The following is a 19313-nucleotide window of genomic DNA, read 5'->3' as shown; positions in this document are numbered from 1 at the left end:
AAGAATAACTCCTTATTTTATTGCTATCATCACTTATAAACAATGTTTTCAAGCTCTCGCCTTCTAAGAGTCTTCCTCTTCCCTTTTATTTCCCAGTTCTCCAGTCTCTCTCATGAATAAATCCTTATTTATATCATCAAGCAGCACATCCTCTGCTCGCTTCGCACATACATATAGCTGGTGAAGCGGTCTCGTCATTCCTACATATAAAAGCTGTGCATCGAGTTCCTCCTTGCTATACGTTTCCGAGTGGGAAACAATTGCCACAAAATCAAATTCCAATCCCTTCGCAACATGGATGGGAATGATTGAAACAACAGACGTATCAAGCTCCCGCTGCTCTGTCATTAATTCAACAGCTAGAGAGCTATGTGCCTCGAATATACGCATGAGATACTCACATTCCGCTTTTGTTTTCCCAAGTAAGGCAAATGACTTTAATTTATCTGCTTTCGCCCGCAAAATAGCCCGCTCCAAAGCAGTTGCCAACTGTCTTTCATCGTCATATAAAATGAATACAGGCGCATCCCCATGACGAACAACGGGAATCGCTAATGGTACCTTCACCTCATAGCTGCTGCTTAACACCGCGTTTGCTAGGTTCATAATCTCAATTGTTGTCCGATAGCTTCGCTCAAGCGTTAAATAGTTTGCTTTTGGAAATAGCTGCTCGACAACATTTCCCCAGCTCTTTACTCCCCGGTAGCTATGAATGCCCTGCGATAAGTCACCCAATATGGTAAATAGCTCAGTTTTACATATTTTTTTCAGCGCATACAGCTCAAACATCGTATAATCCTGCGCTTCATCGATAATAATGCTTTTTGTTTTTACTTCTTGCCTCGGGCCATATAAGTAGTGCTGCAAATAAAGCAGCGCAGCCGCATCCTCTGCCCGATAGTGCCGTTTCCACCTGAGACGTGAGGAAGCAAGTCCGCTTACAAGCGCTCCCGTTAAGCGTTCATCATAAGTTCTTAGCAGTTCTTCATTTGTCAGCAGCTCAGAATAGTAATCAAATACATCCCGCTTTGGGAATCTCTTGATGTAATGGTTCACAGCCGTCCGGCATCCCTTTTTAAAATCCGCCATCAGTGTTTCCTTTTTCTCCATTAAACGCGTTACAGTTTCTTTGCGCCTCATGTCATCTTCGATGGCAAGCGCACGCCCTAGCTTAATTTCATAATTTTTGAGAATCCGCTGCTCCCATTGTACCTTCTTCGTTCTTACATAGTTCATCAAGACAATTTTCAATTTTTGAATTCGTTTATATACTGGTAAATACTTATACTCATGCAGGAATAACTCCTGAATCCGTTCATGCTTCATGACTAAGATATTTCCGATTTTAAAATCTCCCTCTGGTATCATGTCCTGCTCAATATCCTTTGCATATCGTTGAACCAGACGAGCAAAACGGAGTGATCCCTTAAACGCAATCACTTTTGCCCGTTCCTGCTGCTTCTCCTCCTCCCTGCCTTGCAGCAAAGAGATAAGGTCCTCTTCCATATGGGAAAATCGGAGCTTTGGATCAAGGCATTGTACTACAAACTCCAAAAATGTCGTTTGTCTCACTTGATCAACCCCAAGCTCTGGCAGCACTTCGGAAATATAGGTAAGAAACAACTTACTCGGAGCCAAAATCATGATGGACTGTGGAGAGAAATAAGCGGCATGCTTGTAAATAAAATAAGCAATTCGGTGCAGGGCAATCGTTGTTTTCCCGCTTCCAGCCACCCCCTGTACAATGAGCGGCTTATACAGGTCAGCACGAATAACCCTGTTTTGTTCATCCTGAATGGTTGACACGATATCGGTCAACCTGTTTTGTGCGCTTCCCGACAAAGCCTGCTGTAGCAATTCATCGTGCGTTGTAATATCAATGTCACGAATCTCCTCCAGCTCTCCATCCTCAATGATATATTGACGCTTTAACGAAACGTTTCCAGTAACAACCTCGTCCCCTACCTCATATGTCACATCACCGAGTCTGCTGTCGTAATACACATTTGCGACAGGAGAGCGCCAATCTACGATAATATCCTTTTGTGACTCCTTATCGTATAGCGAAGCCTTTCCGATATATAACTTATCGTGCTGCTCATGATTTCTCTCTTGAAAATCAATTCGCGCAAAATACGGCTTATGCCGCACGTGCTCTAGCTGCCGATGCTCTCGCTCTGTCATTTCTAAAAACTGCACGTTCGTAAGCAAATTGGAATAGCCGAGCGAGCTGTCAAGCACATTTAAATCGGCATACGCTTCCCCCATATTCTCCTGATAATGCTGCTTGCTTTCCTTTGCCTGCTCAAGCAAAAAGCGAATATACGTCTTCGTAAATTCTAACCGTTTCTTTTCAAAATCGTAATCCGGATGCTGTTTTGCTGACATACTTGCTCCTTTCCTCATCTCTACACAAGGAAAGACAAGTTCATTGCACTCTTAGAGAACTTGCCTTTTCTATGGAAGTATTTTGCTTTTGACATAGAGCAATATTATAGCAGGAATTAGCTAAAAAAGGAAATAGTTAATGGGATACTTGTAGATTGCTCTAGAATCAGAAATAGGACAAAGTCCATAGGTGCACGCGTCATCCTCTATTCTACCTTCCCATTTTTTTTTAAGATACTCAAACAAAAATGATTGGCCATTTCGGTAAAAACGCGGATCATAAATGCTGAGTCTATCCTCGCTGATGTGTAATGCTATCCACTCTCTTCATCTTCTTTCATTCCCATACTTTGGTGTAACTTTGCTCCATAGGGCTTTCAAATAATCCACTCCCTGAAAACTGGCTGCGGGAGCTAAGCATTATCTAAAAATGAATATGGGATACAAAGGTTTTTCGTTCGGTAATGTTTAATATCCTAATATAAGTACTGAATTTACAAAAATCAGGAGGTTGCTATGCAAAGTCATGAATTAAAACAAATCATAAAAAATGCAGATCTTGCAATCAACCAAGAAAACTTTGATGATTTAATGAACTTCTATTCAGAAGATGCCACTTTAGTTGTAAAGCCTGGAATGCTAGCTAAAGGAAAAGCAGAAATCCGTCGGGCATTTGAGGCTATTGCTAATTATTTTAATCATAGTTTAATTGTGAATCAGGAAAAGATGGAGATCATTGAAACTGGCGATACAGCATTAGTTATTGCAAAAGCAATTTTGAGCGCCAATCAAAAAAAAGATTCAGAATTCTCCATGGAGAGAACCACAAAGTACGTATTTAAAAAAGAAGCTGATGGAATTTGGCGTTGTATAATTGATAATTCGTATGGGGCTGAATTGCTTCAGTGATAGGACTCTCGATTAAGCGAATCTCCTCATAAGCAAAAATTAACGATGTATACCAGTTTCTATAGAAAGAGAGGCTGTATTCCCCATGCAGAAGATTGAAGCGGAAATAGAACACTTTTTCATCTCTACAAGCAAAGAACTTCTCGATCTAGATATGATTCACGAGTTTTTAAGTGTGCAATCTTATTGGGCAAAGGATATAAAAAAAGAGTTAGTCAATGAAATGATCAATCATTCATCTCTTTGCTACGGCATCTACAAGAAAACACCCGATATCAATAGCCGCTTCCAGCAAGTTGGGTTTGCAAGAGTTATTACCGATTTCGTTCGTTTTAGTTGGTTAGCGGATGTTTTCATTCTTCCAGCATACAGAGGTGAAGGACTAAGCAAATGGTTATTAGACATCATTGTGAATCATCCTAAACTGAAGGGCACTCGTTTTATGCTGGCGACCGAAGATGCTCATGGATTATATAGCCAATACGGATTTGGTTCGTTGAAAAAACCAGAGAATTTTATGATGAGACAAGCAGATATGGCCTTAATTCTTGAAGGGCATAGTCTAAAATAATTTAAATCTTGTATACTAAATGCTCCTCTCTTTAGAGAGATCTGTATTAACTTGCGGAAGGAGATAAAAATGATTTGTCTGGCAGAGGCAAAAGATGCACATTTAGTTCATGCAGTTACGATGGCTGCATTTGAGGAGTATCGACATATAGACATTCCCTCAAGTGCTTTAAGCGAAACAGTACATTCCATCCAGGAATCGTTATCTCACAATAAGGAACAAGCCTGTTTATACATACAAGATGAAACTACAATTGGCTCAGCAAAATTCTCATTAAATGAGAATTCCCTTTATTTTTCTCGCCTCTCTGTTTCTCCACAGGAACGAGGAAAAGGCATCGCAAAATCCATGCTTTCATGGCTAGAGACATATGCCCGCCAACACGGCAAGCGAGAAGTTCTCTGCCAAGTACGTATGTCTGTCCCGCAAAATATAAAATTATATGAATCTGTTGGATATGTGATATGCGGTGAAGAAGTAGTGATAAAACCAAACGGAAGTGAAGTAAACACTGCATTCATGAAAAAAATATTTGAAGGACGATTAAAAACTATCTAACAAAACCGTCCGCTTTTGAGTGCTTACGTTAAGCTGTAACCATTCGTAAAATATTAAGGGTTGTCTCCATTCTAAAAGGTCTGAACCTACTATTACATCCTAATACGGTACTCAAAAAAAGCAGCAACGACACCCCATATAGGTATCGTTGCTGCTTTACATATTTTATGCACGTATTGTTTGGTTTGCTACAAGCTTTTCATGAAAAAGTTTTGCTGCTTCAACTGTATACCTCATCAGTGATCTTACATCACACAAAAATTATATTTATAAAATAAATAAGTAAGTATCGAGTACAAGTTATTTTATATTCGTATAAACGGATGAGAAAAACTATCCAATCGGCGAGTTTTCTTTAAAATTCTTTTTGACAGCCTGTGTATCTCATGCTAAGATGACTATCATATTCAAAATATTAAAAACTCTTATTGAGAGTGGTGGAGGGACTGGCCCTGTGAAGCCCGGCAACCATTTGACAGTTTTGTTGAAAAGGTGCTAATTCCCGCAAAGCAGATTGCTTTGACAAATAAGAGAGGATTTCATAAATAATGAATACCTCTCTATTGGGAATAGAGAGGTTATTTATATTTAGGAAGAGGTAAACTAAGGGCGGGTCGAGACCCAGCCGCTTGTCTTATTAAAATTTCATAAGAAAATGCATCAGGTGCTGTGTGAATGATTCACTCAGCTTAAAAGGGAAGACCGGTGAAATTCCGGCACGGTCCCGCCACTGTGATGGGGAGCGACTTATCAATGAACCACTGTTTCATATTGAAATGGGAAGGGATAAGAAGCGATGAACCTAAGTCAGGAGACCTGCCTGTTGTGTGCGCTTATACTCTACGTGGACATAGAGAGGAGTGAGGAATACGTGTTGGGAAAATCAGGATATCTCAACTCTAGTTAACTATGCGTATAAATCTCTCTTTTCTATTTAGAAAAGGGAGATTTTTTAGTTGGGGATAAACTACAAACATACAAGGAGTGTAAAACATACGATGAATACAGTAAAAAGCTCAAATTTAGGATATCCAAGAATTGGTGAAAAGCGTGAATGGAAACAAGCACTTGAACAGTTTTGGGCAGGGAAACTAGAAAAAGAAGAGTTTTTAAAACAAATTGAGGAGATTCGTCTACAGCATCTTCAGAAGCAGCATGAACAAGGAATTGACCTGATCCCGGTTGGAGACTTTAGCTTGTATGATCACGTGCTTGATACAGCGGTTATGTTCGGATTAGTGCCACAACGCTTTGAATATAGCGGAGGTAAGGTATCACTTGAGACGTATTTTAATATAGCACGAGGCACGACAGGTGCGGTTGCATCTGAAATGACAAAATGGTTTAACACAAACTATCACTATATTGTTCCCGAGCTGGGCGAAGCAGTGCCTGCTCTTGTCGAAAACCGTCCACTTCAATTCTATAAAGAGGCGAAACAAAAGCTTAATATTGCTGGAAAGCCAGTAATATTAGGACCTGTAACATTTGTAAAGCTTTCAAAAGGCTATCAAAGAGGTGAATTTAAAACCGTCGTGAATCAATTTGTACCGCTTTATGCTGACATTTTACGTGAATTACAGCAAGAAGGAGTAGAGTGGGTACAAATCGATGAACCGATTTTAGCAACTACGATTTCAAAAGAAGAGCTTGCATTATTCAACGAGGTTTATCAAGCATTACATGAAGCAGCGCCAAACATAAAGGTGATTTTGCAAACGTATTTTGAGAGCATTGAACATTATGAAGAGGTTATCTCACTTCCTGTTCAAGGAATTGGACTTGATTTTGTACATGATGCCGGCCAGAATCTTGCGGCTTTGAAGCAGTACGGTTTCCCACAAGATAAGGTGCTTGCAGCTGGAGTCATTGATGGACGCAACATATGGCGTGCGAATCTAGATGATAAGTTTTCTGTTCTTGCGGAGATTACAGAGGTCGTTTCAAAAGATCATCTCATTGTACAGCCTTCATCAAGCTTATTGCATGTGCCTGTGACAGTGAAAAACGAAGAAGCGCTCGATGAGATCTTAACAGGTGCATTAGCGTTTGCTGATGAAAAATTACATGAAATTGTTGTACTTACAAAAGGACTGCAAGAAGGAAAAGAAGCGATACAGACAGAAATCACTGCGAGTGTAGAAGCTATCAAAGCATTAAATCAATCATCAGTTCGAAACAATACAGAAGTTCAGGAAGCGATTCGCAGCCTGCATACGTATAAAGCAGATCGCCAAGCACCGTTTAGCGTACGCCAAGGCTTGCAAGAAGAAGCTTTTGAATTACCGCTGCTTCCAACTACAACAATTGGTAGCTTCCCGCAAACACAAGAAGTCAGAAAACAGCGTTTGAAATGGCGCAAAGGCGAGCTGACTAATGCAGAATATGAAACATATATAAAAGCAGAAATTAAAAAGTGGATCGACATTCAAGAAGAGCTTGGTCTAGATGTGTTTGTACATGGAGAGTTTGAACGTACAGACATGGTTGAATATTTCGGTGAGAAATTAGCCGGCTTCCAATTTACGAAATTTGCTTGGGTACAGTCATATGGCTCTCGTTGTGTGAAGCCGCCGCTTATTTACGGTGACGTGTCCTATCAAGAACCAATGACAGTTGCAGAAACTGTATATGCCCAATCGTTAACAGACAAGCCTGTAAAGGGAATGCTAACAGGTCCAATCACTATTTTAAACTGGTCATTTGTACGCGATGATATCCCACGCTATGATGTTGCAAATCAAATTGCACTTGCACTTCGCAAAGAAGTTGAGGCACTTGAGGAAAATGGAATTCGCATGATTCAAGTCGATGAGCCAGCGATTCGCGAAGGACTGCCGTTAAAACAGGAGAAAAAGCAAAGTTACCTTGGCGCTGCCGTGTATGCATTCAAGCTTGCAACAGCGTCTGTCCAGAACGATACACAAATTCATACCCATATGTGCTATTCAGACTTTAAAAATATTATCGATGCTATCAAGGCGCTCGATGCTGATGTAATTTCAATTGAAACATCAAAGAGTCATGGGGAGTTAATTCATTCCTTTGAAGAAAATACGTATGACAAAGGTATCGGCCTTGGTGTGTACGACATTCATAGTCCACGTGTACCAAAGCTTGAAGAGCTGACAAGAAACATTGATCGCGCCCTGCAAGTGCTTGATCCAAAGCTATTCTGGATTAATCCAGATTGCGGTTTAAAAACACGTGGTATTGATGAAACAGTTGCAGCACTGAAGGTAATGGTTGAAGCTGCAGAACAGACGAGAGAAAAATTGCTTGTGAAAAAGGGATAATAACATAGGTAAGCATTTTCTAGAAGGTAAACCCCTGATTTCCCTACATTCAGCAGGAAATCAGGGGTTTTTTCACTGTAAGTATAGATTTCTAGCTGGAAGCCAATTCGGCATAGCGAGAAATGTTAGGAATACAGTATAAGGGCAACTTCGCCTCTGTCTTCACCCAAGGGCAGGGCTCGCCAATCAGTGAATTTTCTTTATTCTTGGATACTTTTAGTTTTATCAAAGAGGAAAAGACTCACTTGTAGTAAAATACTTATGAGATAGTATCATTTTATCCTTATACTTTATGGTTCTTTAATTTGCAGATTAAGGAGAATAAAAGAAAAAAACATACAACCCAAACGCAATGAAAAGAACATAAAATCTGCTGATTCATGGTATTTGAATAACAAAGTTCTTGTATTTGGACAAGTAGGTTAGATTAGTGGATTCAGCGGGCAAACTGGTTATGTAAAAACATACAAGGGAACTATGTTACGAATCTGAGGGGTTTGGAACTGATTTGTCATAATAATAATTGGCAATTTGCAGTTTTGGAGGCTACTGCCTACCGGAAATTCATCTCCCCCCTTCTTCTTTCCAGAAAATCTGTTAAATGGAGTGATAATTATGGAACAAGCTTATTCAGTAGAACGCTCTAGAACAATTCAGACAAAACTGGTTCTTCCACCAGATACGAATCATTTGCAAACAATATTTGGGGGAAAGGTTCTAGCTTATATTGACGAAATTGCTGCATTGGCAGCTATGAAGCATTGTAATAATATAGTTGTGACAGCATCCATTGATTCTGTAGACTTTTTAGCAGCTGCCACTCTTGGAGATGCTCTTAGTTTGGAGGCTTTTGTTACATCAACAGGGCGCACTTCTATGGAAGTTTATGTAAAAGTTCACTCTACTGATTTATTATCTGGTACGAACACTTTAACTACAGAATCCTTCCTTACCATGGTAGCTGTTGATCAAAACGGAAAACCTATTCCAGTCCCCAAAGTAATACCTCAGACAGAAGAAGAAAAACGACTGTTTGAAACAGCTTCTGCTCGTAAGGAGTATAGAAAAAATAGAGCTATGATTCGATAGTATAGTAAGACTTAAATCCACTTCATTTTTTCATAGACACCTGCATTCCTGTTACAATAATTAAGCTCTCATACTGTAACAGGAACGCTAGTCAGGCCGTTTTTATAATCAAATTGCAGATCTATTTTTTTTATCCAGTTCCGTATAAATGGTTTCAAGTTCCTGATTCGAATTGATTGGGTAGTATCTAATCATGAATAAGGCAAGTATACAAACTAAACCAGGTCCAATCGTTCTCATCAAGTTAATACAAAGTAATGTTGCATCATTTTGTATTACTTGATTTGCAACATAACCTGTAGAATCAAGAAGAATCCCCGCAACCCCTGCAGATACTGCAAATCCTATTTGGATAGATAAAGCATTTAAGGAAAATAAAACACCATCTGATCTTTTACCTGTTGTATACTCCGTGAGATCAGCCAAATCTGCCATCAAAGCCGTCATTGAAACCAGTACTAATCCGATACAGAATGTAATCAAAACCGCTAGACTAAAGTAAACCCACGGATGTTGAATCGGCGCAAAAAACATAATCAAGCTAAGTGCGAATACACCTATAAATGCTCTAATAGTTGTATGTTTATTCCCCCAACGCTTTGTGAAGATTGGTGCCACAATCGATCCAATGACTTTACCGCCTAAAGTCAAAAACATGTAAAGAGGTATTAATTCAGGTTGTTTCATATAATATTTCAGATAATAGATACCCACAGCATTTTGCAAGCCAAAACACAATCCATAGCTTAAAACGATTGTAACAACTGACAAAACACCTTTATTATTAAAAATCACTTTAAAATATTCTTTAAAAGTTGGAGGCTCAGTTTTTGTAGTGTACTGTTCCTTAGTATTGAAGAACGTAGAAAACGAGAAAAGTGAACCTATGACTGCAACGATAACTGCCAGATAGAAATAACCGGTTTTGTCTTCTCCTCTACCGAAAAACTGAATGATTGGCAAGGCAAAAGTGGATACAATCAATCCCCCAACTGCAGTGAAGACCCGGCCATAAGAAATAAGCTCCGTACGAACTTTTGGATCTTTCGTTAAACTTGGAACTATCCCCCAATAAGAAACATCAAATACAGTAAAACAGATTCCAGCGAGATTGTATGTGATCAATGCGTAAATAAATTTCATGCCTTCACTCATATCTGGTGCTGTAAATGTTAGAATGGTGAATACAGCAAAAGGAATAGGCACAATAAGAAAATAAGGTCTAAATTTACCGAAACGTGTATTTGTCCGGTCAATCATCATTCCAATAAGTGGATTAGATACTCCGTCGACTAATTTTGTGATTAACAGGACTAATCCTGCCAAAGAAGCTGTCAAACCAAATACATCCGTATAAAAAACCATCAAATAGGCTGTAATAATACCATTAAATAAATCTTTTCCTAAGCTCCCTGTTCCGAAAAATAACTTTTGTCTAAGTTTCAACATTCCTCTTTTTCCCTCCTATAGACAGAAATGATATATTTTAATAAAAAATTGATAAGTCATTTGTTTTATATTTCTAAATTGCACCATATTCTCTTTATAATGAATGTTATTTGACTTAAATTTTTACTTATAAATGTATTACCAATTCACGATAACGCTTTCAAAGTTGCTGATTGATTTAACTTTCAGACATATTCAGAAGCTGCAAAAATAATTGTTTCAATATTGACCTGCATAATCCTTGAGACTTTTTATGGAGCAAATACTAGCCAACACTAGATAGTTGTTTCTATTACGTAGTGAGACATAAAGCTAAATATTAAAAGTACACACGCGTCTAAGATCCAAAAGCATTCTACGAACATCCTTCATCTTTTAATACTAGCCTCACAAATTTATAGATGGAGTTAAAAAACTAGTTGTTAGCATAAAAATGAAGGATGTCGCAATCATTGCCTTCCTTGGTAGTACCTTTAGTGCGAGTTCAGCATATTAGCATATCCTTTCTCAAATACTTGATGTTTCGGATAGGTAAAGTAATAAGATCCCGAGCCTGCTAATAAACGGGCACCTCCCTCTACCTCATTAGCCGAATGGATTCCTTCTACCATGTTCCATTCAAGATTTCCTTCCATCACATTGCTTAAAGAAGCTCCAGGCAAGATAATTTCTGCTGTCGTATTCGCTGGTATTTGTACCTTTACAATGATTTGGTTATTGTCGACACTCCAGTTTGATTCTATTTTTCCATATAGAGAGATAAACGATGCCCGTGCATAAGTTAATTCTCCGCTCGAAAAGTGAGGATGAATCCGAATTCGTTTATATGCTGCTCGCTTCTCATCCATATCCAATCCGGCAACATATCGGTACATCCAGTCTCCAATTGCACCATACGCATAATGATTAAACGAGTTCATCGCATCACTCCAGAATGAACCATCCTGTTTGATGCCATCCCAATGTTCCCAAATAGTAGTGGCCCCTTTTGTAATTGAATACAACCAAGATGGATAGCTTTCCTGAAGCAGCAGCTTAACGGCTGTAGAGTGATAACCATTACTCGAAAGCGCCAAACAAAGATAAGGTGTTCCAACAAAACCGGTTGTCAAATGATAGTCATTCTGAACGACTAACTCATTCAAATCACGAGCGACCCGCTCACGAACTTCCCCTTCCACCAAATCGAACATTAGCGGCAGTATATGTGCAGTTTGGGTATTTGAGGTCATTCTACCGTCCGAAGTGACAAAATTCTCATGGAACTGTGCAACAATTCCTTCTAATAGTTTGCTATAAATATGGACATCCTCTTCTTTACCAAGCACGGCTGCTGCATCCCGAAGAATTCTTGTCGATAGAGCGTAATATGCGTTAGCAACTAAATATTCAGGTGTTGCTCCATAATAGCTATCTTCTTCAGCATCCAAAGCAAGCCAATCGCCAAATTGGAAGCCAGTATTCCATAAGTATTCGTTTTCCCCTTGATTGCGTATATACTCGACCCAAGCTTTCATACTGTCATATTGTTCGGATAACAAGCGGGTATCACCATAGCAAAGATAGAGTGTCCATGGACAGATGGTTGCTGCATCTCCCCAAGCTGATGAAGTATACGTCTCATCGCCCCATGTCTTTTTACCAGACCTACGAACAAAATCCACTAGTACATCAGGAACTACATATGGCACACTACCATCAGGCTTTTGGTCGGCCTTTAAATCCCGCACCCATTTCGTAAAGAATGGACCAACGTGATAATTGAAGGCAGCTGTTCGAATGAAGACCTGTGCATCACCAGTCCAACCAAGGCGCTCGTCACGCTGCGGGCAATCAGTCGGTACATCAAGGAAATTCCCCCGTTGCCCCCACTTAATATTGCTTTGCAACTGGTTTACCATTGGGTGGGAACATTCAAAATCTCCAGTTGGCTCCATGTCAGAGTGCATAACCTCTCCTATAAAGCTTTCTAACAGTAATTTGTGATTATTTTCCTGTTCAGAGAAACCTTCTACTTTAACATATTGGAAGCCTTGGAAGGAAAAATGAGGAGCATACGTTTCCTTCCCGCCGCCTTTGGCTATATATTTAACAATTTGCTTTGCAGAACGTAGATTTCCTGTATAAAAATTCCCATCCTTATCTAATACCTCAGCGTGTTGCAACCTAATACACGTACCAGCAGGAACATTCAATGTCATTCGGATACGGCCAACCATGTTCTGTCCCATATCTAGGAGTGTATCCCCTGATGGAGTTTGAATAATGTTCTTTGGCCGAATTGTTTCAGTAACTCGAGTAGGCCAGTTTTCCTGAGCAACTAATTGGTTCATCGGTAGATCAAGGGCAGCAGTTTTATTCCAATCCGCATCATCGTAGTCTGGTTCGGTCCAACCTTCCTTTTCGAGGCGTGCGTCATACGTTTCGCCAGCAAAAAATTCTGATAACAGAATTGGTCCAGTTGACGACTTCCATGTCGAGTCAGAGACTATTAGTTCCTCGGTCCCATCATCATATTGAACATGAAGCTGCAGCAATGCTGCTCGACGGTCGCCGTAAAAGTTTCGTCTCGGTATAAAAGATACCTCTCCTTTATACCAGCCATCACCTAATACGATACCAATCCCGTTCATTCCACTCTGCAACTGGTGGGTTACATCATAGGTCTGATATTGATGACGGTGAAGGTAGCTTGTCCATCCAGGTGCTAACAGGTCATCCCCAACCTTACTGCTATTTAAATGGATTTCATACACTCCTGCAGCTGTTGCGTAAATACGGGCAGAAACAATACCGCGTTTTAAATGCACACTTTTTCTTAGTAGAAAAACTGCTTTAGAATGAGGATCAATGGCATCAGGGTTCGGTGAAATCCATTGTGCTTTCCATTCGTTCATTGACAGAAAAGCGGTTTCCCACCATGATGGTTCACTCCAGTCAGATTCCCTTCCAAAATTATCCCATACCTTAATTCGGTAATGATAGCGGGTGCGGGATTGAAGCTTTGTACCAGCATATTCAACTTGTATAGATTGTTCTGATTCCACTCGTCCAGTATCCCAGATTGGGCATTGAAAATTGCCTGCAGATCCTGTGACTTGAATTTGGTACGCTTGTTGATAAGTCCCTCTCTTCTCCGATTCGATCTTCCAACTAAATCGCGGGATCTTTACATCTGTTCCAAGCAAGTTTTTTCTATACTCACATGTTAATCCCTTCACAAATAGCATTGATGTATTTACCCCCTTATTTTCTTCAATCATTTTGTTGCTTTGCAGCTGTTCGCTTAACAAAGTCCTATCATAAAAAGTCCATGTCACCGTCAGAGAATTGAAATCTGGTTTTTAGTCTATTTAAAGGAATAATGGTTTTCGAACTTCCCAAGCAGATATGTTTTTGCTCCAGCATAAGTAGAGTCAGAGTATCACTTCCTGAGGAAAACCATTAAGATCTTTAGATTCATTCTCGGATGACTTAAGTTAATTATACCGCTTACATTTATTAATAAACGTGGTAATATGACTATAAATACACGGTTATCTAATCAAAGTGTTGTAAACGAGCACATTATTTCACCTTATTCGGATGTACATATTTCCCTCTAAATTGTTCCGGCTAAAGAAAACTCGCTAATTGGCGAGCCTTGCCCTTGAGGGAAAACAGAGGCGTAGTTGCACCCATACTCAATTCCTAAAATTTCCATTTATGTCTAATTATCCTCTACCTGGAAATTTATAATTTCTTACATTGTAAAAAAACAAAAAAACCCCTAAAAGGGGCATCAACTCGAATATAACTTAGAAATATTATTTAATATGAATAGATTTGGTTATCTATTCTGATTTCCAAACTGGGCTTCTTTCCATCATAACATTTTTTTGTCATTGATATTTTAGCTTTAATTTAACAGCTCTCTCCCGGTGGAAGATATGGTGCTTTTTTGATCTATTCCACCTTTACAAGCACCTTTAATTCTTCCACGAGATTAGAAGGAATTTCTCCCTTTACGGCCTTAACCAGGTTTTTTGCTGCTATCATGGCCATATTGAATTGTGTCTTTTCTGTCGCAGACGCGATATGGGGGAGCGCAACTACATTCTCCATCTTAAGCAGCGGGTTGTCCGGACTAACTGGTTCCTGATGAAAGACATCCAATCCCGCGCCATAGATGGCCTTCGCCTCTAAAGCTTTTATTAAGGCTTGTTCATCGACCGCCTTTCCGCGTGAGGCATTAACGAAAATAGCATTTTTTTTCATAAGTCTGAATTCCGTTTCACCCATTAAATTTGTCGTTTCCGGTGTCAGAGGAGTCATGAGAATGACGAAATCAGCTTCCCTCAGAAGTTCCTCCTTGGCAGCATATCGGATGCCAAGAGATTTTTCCACTTCCCGCTTTGGTCTACGATTATAATACAAAACATCCATATTAAACCCGTACTTCGCCCTCTTGGCAACTGCTTCCCCAATTCTTCCCATCCCGATAATCCCTATCGTAGCATGATGGACATCGATTCCAAAAAGATGTGAAGGATCGCCTTTCTGCCATTTTCCTTCCTTTACATAACGGTCAAGCTCCGGAATTCTTCGTGCCACAGCAAGCATCAGGCTGAAAACCAAATCAGCGACGGTTTCATCCAATACAAAAGGAGTATGTGTTCCCATCACATTTCTGCTTTTCATTGCTTCAAGATCGAAATTATTATAGCCAACTGATACATTGCTCACCACTTTTAAACGGGGAGCATGGTCAAGCAACTCTGCATCAATTTTTCCGTCAGAGATCAACAATCCGTCTACCTCACGAATTTTCTCGAAAAGCTGATCCCGTGAAATCATTTCCTCTTTTCCCCATCTTTCAACCTCACAATACTCAGCTATATAATCTTCCACCTGCTTTGGAATTGGCCTGGCAATAAACACTTTTGGCTTCATTTTATCCTCTCCTTTTGGCTAAAGTTTTTGTACATATCTTTGAGTTGAAGTTCTCTTTCAATGTATCTCTAGCGCCATTATTGATGAGTTACGTCAAGTATAACGCTTACATTCATAAAAAAGTTTGGTAATATAATCATAAACACGCGGTAATCTAATCATTATATATGTTGGATATTAAGCATAAACAAGCAAAAGCCGGAAGGAGAGTGTACTTTTTGAAAAAGAACAAAGATCTATTTATTGGAGACAAGTATTTTTCAGAGGACTTATTAATTTATTTGAACAGACCGCAAGAAGGTTTTGAGAGACCTCATCATTTTCATAACTTTATCGAAATTACCATTGTAGAGGAAGGAAAAGGCTATCATTATATTAATGAAGAAGTCATGACAGTTCAAAAGGGTGAACTATTCCTGCTTCCTATCGGTGTCTCACATGTTTTTCGTCCCTTATCTTCAAGTTCAAAAGATAAGCTTATCGTCTGTAACATTGCTTTCGATGTCCAAATCTTAAAACAACTAGCAAACACAGCTATAGCTCATGAAGAAAATTCTTTTGCAAAATGGTGTTCTCAATTAGTGGATCATAACGCTGTTGAATACCTCCACTTGATAGATAAGCATGATACTTGCTTATCTATTATTCGTTCTATGTTTTTAGAATTTCAGGAAAAACAATCTGGATACTCAATTATCTTGCATGCTAAATTGCGAGAACTTTTGATTAATTTATTTCGCCTAGAATACCGGTTTATACCTAACTCAAGTTCTAAAATATCCTCCTTTGCAATTAATGAGGCTATATCTTATATGCATCAGAATTTACATGAACCCATTACACTATCAGATATGGCTAATCTTATGAGTATTAGTGAAAGTCATTTTGTAAGGATATTCAAAAAATATACAAATCAAACTTTTATAGAATATTTGCAAAATATACGGATAGAGAAAAGCTGTCATCTCCTTCTTCATACGGATTTCAGCATTAAAGAAATCAGTAATATGGTCGGGTACACAAACGTTGATTATTTTCGGGAACTCTTTGTTAAAAAATTGGGTTCATCTCCAAAAGAATTTAGAAAGCATACTTAAATGTAGCTATATCATTTATCAGGAATTCCTAATCTACCTCTTTTTATATATCCCTATTGAAAACGCTTGTAAAACAAGATTTAATAAATTTATATACTAGTTCTATGTTCCATAACAACAAGAACATAGAATGCTGTTCAATCAAGGAAGGGGTTTAAAGAAGATGAGTAAATATAAGGTTGTATTAACAGGAACAACATGGCCTGAGGCATATGAAAAGCTGCTAGAGCAATGTGAAGTAAAAGTGTGGGAAGGACCAGGTCCCATTCCTCGTGATCAATTATTAGATTGGTTAGCTGATGCGGAAGGACTGTTTAATGTCGGCCATGTAAAGGTAGACGAAGAGTTGCTAGATGCGGCACCAAATTTACGTGTGATTGCTCAATCAAGTGTAGGCTATGATAATATTGATGTCGAGGCTTGTACGAGAAAAGATGTTCCATTCGGTAATACACCAGGTGTATTAGTTGAAGCAACCGCTGATTTAACATTTGGTCTTCTTTTATCGGCTGCCCGTCGGATTCATGAAGGATGGGAGCTTGTTAAAGCCGGTCAATGGCGTACTGTATATGGTACTGATTTATATGGAAAGACACTTGGTATTGTTGGTCTTGGAGATATTGGAAGCGCAGTTGCAAGAAGAGCGAAGGCTTGTGGAATGAACATTATTTATCATAATCGTACACGTCGGCCAAATGATGAACAAGAGGGTGCTACATATGTATCATTTGATGAATTGTTAACAACCTCTGATTGCATTGTTTGCCTTGTTCCATTGTCCAATCACAGTCGGGGGATGTTTAGTAAAGAGCAATTTAATAAAATGAAACCAACTACTTATTTTGTTAATGCATCACGCGGGCCTGTCGTTGATACACAAGCTCTTTATGACGCACTGCAGCAGAACAAAATCGCATACGCAGCTCTTGATGTAACAGATCCTGAACCAATTCCAGCAGATCATCCGCTTCTTTCCCTATCGAATATTTTAATTACGCCGCATATTGGCAGCGCAACATATGAGACGCGTAATAACATGGCTAATTTAGCGGCTGAAAACTTATTGGCAGGGCTGTCTGGGAAGCCCCTACCTACTTGTGTAAATCAATCCGTTAATTACAAATAACAAACTACTAGATTATTGATAGGAATACCACTTCTATTTATATATTAGAATTGTATACCGCCAAGAGAAAAGCTCTTGAGATGTAACACATAGGCTCTGTTAAATAATTATATTGATATTTATTGAAAAAAACAGCCAGGATAAATGTCTGGCTGTTTTCATCATTTTATTTAATTCTTCTTCAATTAACTCACCCATTAAGTTAAACAAAGAGTAACGTTGGAGATCCCTCTTTTCTATAACCGATTTTATTCAGTATAGTTTACGTTATTGTCCTTACACCACTCTATCGCTATCTCTTTATATCGTTCGTTACGAAATGAGTACCATTGTTCCTCAATATCCAAATCAATAATTTTATCTTTAAATCTTCTAAAGACACCCTTTCCCTTAATTGTCCTTAATAAGGTATCTCGCTTAACATGATCACTAACAGTTAGGCAATAATCTTCTATTTTGGTGACAATTAACTGGAAATAAATGCATCTCATTCCACATTTCGTTGCATTATTGATTCCCAATAGAACGAAAGTATTATATCATTATACTAAAGAAAAATCCGATAGCGAAGAAGGAGGTGCGAGGTGTTTAAAGGACTTCTACTAAATACACTCATTATTATCATGCCGGTATTTATCTATCAGCTTTTGCGCTTAGAACGTTATCGAGGAGCCGTTTGGATGCCGCAATGGCTGCTCGGAATCATTTGCGGACTAGCTTCCATCCTATGTATGATATTTCCGGTTGTGCAGGGATCATCCTTCTTTTTAGATTTACGGTGGGTGCCTTTTATCATCGCTGTTCTGTATGGTGGATACAGAGGAGGAATAGTCGCGGGGATACTTTTACTTGGGTATCGCGCATATATTGACTTTAGCTTAGCCTTTTATTTCGTGGCCATTATGAACTTTCTTTTATTTTTCCTGCTATTACCTATTAGTAAGCGTTTTATAGAACTTAGCCTTCCGAGAAAAATTTTATCTGGTACTGTCCTTTTGCTTTGTTCATACGTTATAGTCATACCCTTTATTTGGTATTATTTTTATTCTATCAACAATCTTTCTTTTTTCTTCCAGCAAGGACTAAGATTCTTTCTATTTTCAGGTCTGTGTACTATTGGGGCTGTTATATGCAGCATTATCCTATTTGAACGCATTTATGAGAATGAAAGAATACAACAGGAATTTTCAAAGGCAGAAAAGCTTAATATGGTTAGTGAACTAGCAGCTGCCATTGCTCATGAAGTGCGCAATCCACTGACCGTCGTAAGAGGCTTTATTCAACTGACAAAGGAGAACGTAGCGGAACAACACAAATATTTCATGGATACTGCTATCTTAGAATTAGATCGTGCTGAGGGAATTATTACCGATTACTTAAACTTCGCTAAGCCGAAGTCCATTCATAAAGAACGATTACATATTTCGCAGGAACTGCTAGCACTATTAGAATTTATTCAGTCGTATGCCAACCTTAAGGGAGTACATATTGAATCTCAAATTGAAGGTGACCTGTTTATAACAGGAGATCCACTGCAATTTAAGCAAGTAATACTCAACCTTGTGAAAAATGCTGTTGAAGCTACTGAAAATCAGGGTTCCGTTCTCGTCAAGGCGTATGCCCAAAACGGAACCGTACTTATCCAAATTGCAGATACAGGAGAAGGTATGCACCCCGATCAATTGCAAAGATTAGGAAGTCCTTATTATTCGACGAAGGAAAAAGGAACGGGCCTTGGACTAATGGTAACATTTCGATTAGTAGAAGAATTTAAAGGCCGTTTACGCTTTGAGAGTCAGTACGGTAAAGGTACAACGGCGACGTTAAAATTCCCTTGCGAATCGCCTGCTAAATGAACAGGGTAACCTATGCCTTCCGTAAATATGTGAACAATAAAA

Annotated in this window: 13 protein-coding genes and 2 riboswitches; of the genes, 8 read left to right on the top strand and 5 right to left on the bottom strand. The window is 38.9% G+C overall.

Annotated elements, in window-relative coordinates:
• Positions 1–63: 63 nt before the first annotated feature.
• Positions 64–2388, bottom strand: a complete 2325-nt coding sequence (gene helD / locus AAHB12_RS01560; protein ID WP_342044074.1) for an RNA polymerase recycling motor HelD — start codon at positions 2386–2388, stop codon at positions 64–66.
• Positions 2389–2904: 516 nt separating this feature from the next.
• On the opposite strand from helD, the gene AAHB12_RS01555 reads away from it, so the two are divergent.
• From AAHB12_RS01555 to AAHB12_RS01535, 5 genes are all read left to right on the top strand, one after another.
• The gene (locus AAHB12_RS01555) at positions 2905–3297 is read left to right on the top strand and encodes a YybH family protein (protein ID WP_342044073.1); all 393 of its coding nucleotides are present in this window, start codon (positions 2905–2907) and stop codon (positions 3295–3297) included.
• A gap of 85 nt (positions 3298–3382) precedes the next feature.
• Positions 3383–3868 (top strand): GNAT family N-acetyltransferase, encoded by a 486-nt coding sequence (locus AAHB12_RS01550; RefSeq protein ID WP_342044072.1) that lies wholly within the window; start codon positions 3383–3385, stop codon positions 3866–3868.
• 69 nt (positions 3869–3937) lie between these two features.
• The gene (locus AAHB12_RS01545; RefSeq protein ID WP_342044071.1) at positions 3938–4426 is read left to right on the top strand and encodes a GNAT family N-acetyltransferase; all 489 of its coding nucleotides are present in this window, start codon (positions 3938–3940) and stop codon (positions 4424–4426) included.
• Between the two features lie 422 nt (positions 4427–4848).
• Positions 4849–4959: riboswitch (SAM riboswitch) on the top strand.
• Positions 4960–5071: 112 nt separating this feature from the next.
• A riboswitch (cobalamin riboswitch) is annotated at positions 5072–5264 on the top strand.
• A gap of 160 nt (positions 5265–5424) precedes the next feature.
• Complete coding sequence (gene metE / locus AAHB12_RS01540; protein ID WP_342044070.1) at positions 5425–7722, top strand: 5-methyltetrahydropteroyltriglutamate--homocysteine S-methyltransferase; 2298 nt, start codon at positions 5425–5427, stop codon at positions 7720–7722.
• 615 nt (positions 7723–8337) lie between these two features.
• The gene (locus tag AAHB12_RS01535) at positions 8338–8811 is read left to right on the top strand and encodes an acyl-CoA thioesterase (RefSeq protein ID WP_129729791.1); all 474 of its coding nucleotides are present in this window, start codon (positions 8338–8340) and stop codon (positions 8809–8811) included.
• A 108-nt stretch (positions 8812–8919) separates the two neighbouring features.
• On the opposite strand, the gene AAHB12_RS01530 is transcribed toward AAHB12_RS01535, so the two are convergent.
• The 3 genes from AAHB12_RS01530 to AAHB12_RS01520 form a co-directional block, all read right to left on the bottom strand.
• The gene (locus AAHB12_RS01530) at positions 8920–10260 is read right to left on the bottom strand and encodes an MFS transporter (RefSeq protein WP_342044069.1); all 1341 of its coding nucleotides are present in this window, start codon (positions 10258–10260) and stop codon (positions 8920–8922) included.
• 473 nt (positions 10261–10733) lie between these two features.
• On the bottom strand, positions 10734–13490 hold the full coding sequence (locus tag AAHB12_RS01525; protein WP_342044068.1) for a family 78 glycoside hydrolase catalytic domain: 2757 nt from the start codon (positions 13488–13490) through the stop codon (positions 10734–10736).
• A 715-nt stretch (positions 13491–14205) separates the two neighbouring features.
• Positions 14206–15192, bottom strand: a complete 987-nt coding sequence (locus AAHB12_RS01520) for a 2-hydroxyacid dehydrogenase (RefSeq protein WP_342044067.1) — start codon at positions 15190–15192, stop codon at positions 14206–14208.
• Between the two features lie 218 nt (positions 15193–15410).
• Between AAHB12_RS01520 and AAHB12_RS01515 the strand changes: the two genes are divergently transcribed.
• Entirely contained in the window at positions 15411–16289 is an 879-nt protein-coding gene (locus AAHB12_RS01515) for an AraC family transcriptional regulator (RefSeq protein WP_342044066.1), read from the top strand.
• A gap of 163 nt (positions 16290–16452) precedes the next feature.
• Complete coding sequence (locus AAHB12_RS01510) at positions 16453–17415, top strand: 2-hydroxyacid dehydrogenase (RefSeq protein ID WP_342044065.1); 963 nt, start codon at positions 16453–16455, stop codon at positions 17413–17415.
• A 248-nt stretch (positions 17416–17663) separates the two neighbouring features.
• Here the strand turns inward: AAHB12_RS01510 and AAHB12_RS31640 are convergent, their stop codons facing one another.
• Entirely contained in the window at positions 17664–17906 is a 243-nt protein-coding gene (locus AAHB12_RS31640) for a UPF0158 family protein (protein WP_446715500.1), read from the bottom strand.
• Positions 17907–17999: 93 nt separating this feature from the next.
• Here AAHB12_RS31640 and AAHB12_RS01505 point away from each other — a divergent pair, with 93 nt between their 5' ends.
• Positions 18000–19271: an ATP-binding protein gene (locus tag AAHB12_RS01505; protein WP_342044064.1), complete on the top strand. Its 1272-nt coding sequence runs from the start codon at positions 18000–18002 to the stop codon at positions 19269–19271.
• Positions 19272–19313 lie beyond the last annotated feature (42 nt).

The organism is Bacillus sp. OTU530, assembly GCF_038440375.1.
Note: the sequence above shows the minus strand (reverse complement) of the source record. Positions and strands in the feature narration are given on the sequence as shown.

Bases quoted from the DNA above. Each gene is read 5' to 3' on its own strand.
- AAHB12_RS31640 (WP_446715500.1), bottom strand. From the start codon at position 17,906: ATGAGATGCATTTATTTCCAGTTAATTGTCACCAAAATAGAAGATTAT.
- AAHB12_RS01520 (WP_342044067.1), bottom strand. From the start codon at position 15,192: ATGAAGCCAAAAGTGTTTATTGCCAGGCCAATTCCAAAGCAGGTGGAA.
- AAHB12_RS01530 (WP_342044069.1), bottom strand. From the start codon at position 10,260: ATGTTGAAACTTAGACAAAAGTTATTTTTCGGAACAGGGAGCTTAGGA.
- AAHB12_RS01550 (WP_342044072.1), top strand. From the start codon at position 3,383: ATGCAGAAGATTGAAGCGGAAATAGAACACTTTTTCATCTCTACAAGC.
- AAHB12_RS01510 (WP_342044065.1), top strand. From the start codon at position 16,453: ATGAGTAAATATAAGGTTGTATTAACAGGAACAACATGGCCTGAGGCA.
- AAHB12_RS01525 (WP_342044068.1), bottom strand. From the start codon at position 13,490: ATGCTATTTGTGAAGGGATTAACATGTGAGTATAGAAAAAACTTGCTT.
- helD (WP_342044074.1), bottom strand. From the start codon at position 2,388: ATGTCAGCAAAACAGCATCCGGATTACGATTTTGAAAAGAAACGGTTA.
- metE (WP_342044070.1), top strand. From the start codon at position 5,425: ATGAATACAGTAAAAAGCTCAAATTTAGGATATCCAAGAATTGGTGAA.
- AAHB12_RS01535 (WP_129729791.1), top strand. From the start codon at position 8,338: ATGGAACAAGCTTATTCAGTAGAACGCTCTAGAACAATTCAGACAAAA.
- AAHB12_RS01555 (WP_342044073.1), top strand. From the start codon at position 2,905: ATGCAAAGTCATGAATTAAAACAAATCATAAAAAATGCAGATCTTGCA.
- AAHB12_RS01545 (WP_342044071.1), top strand. From the start codon at position 3,938: ATGATTTGTCTGGCAGAGGCAAAAGATGCACATTTAGTTCATGCAGTT.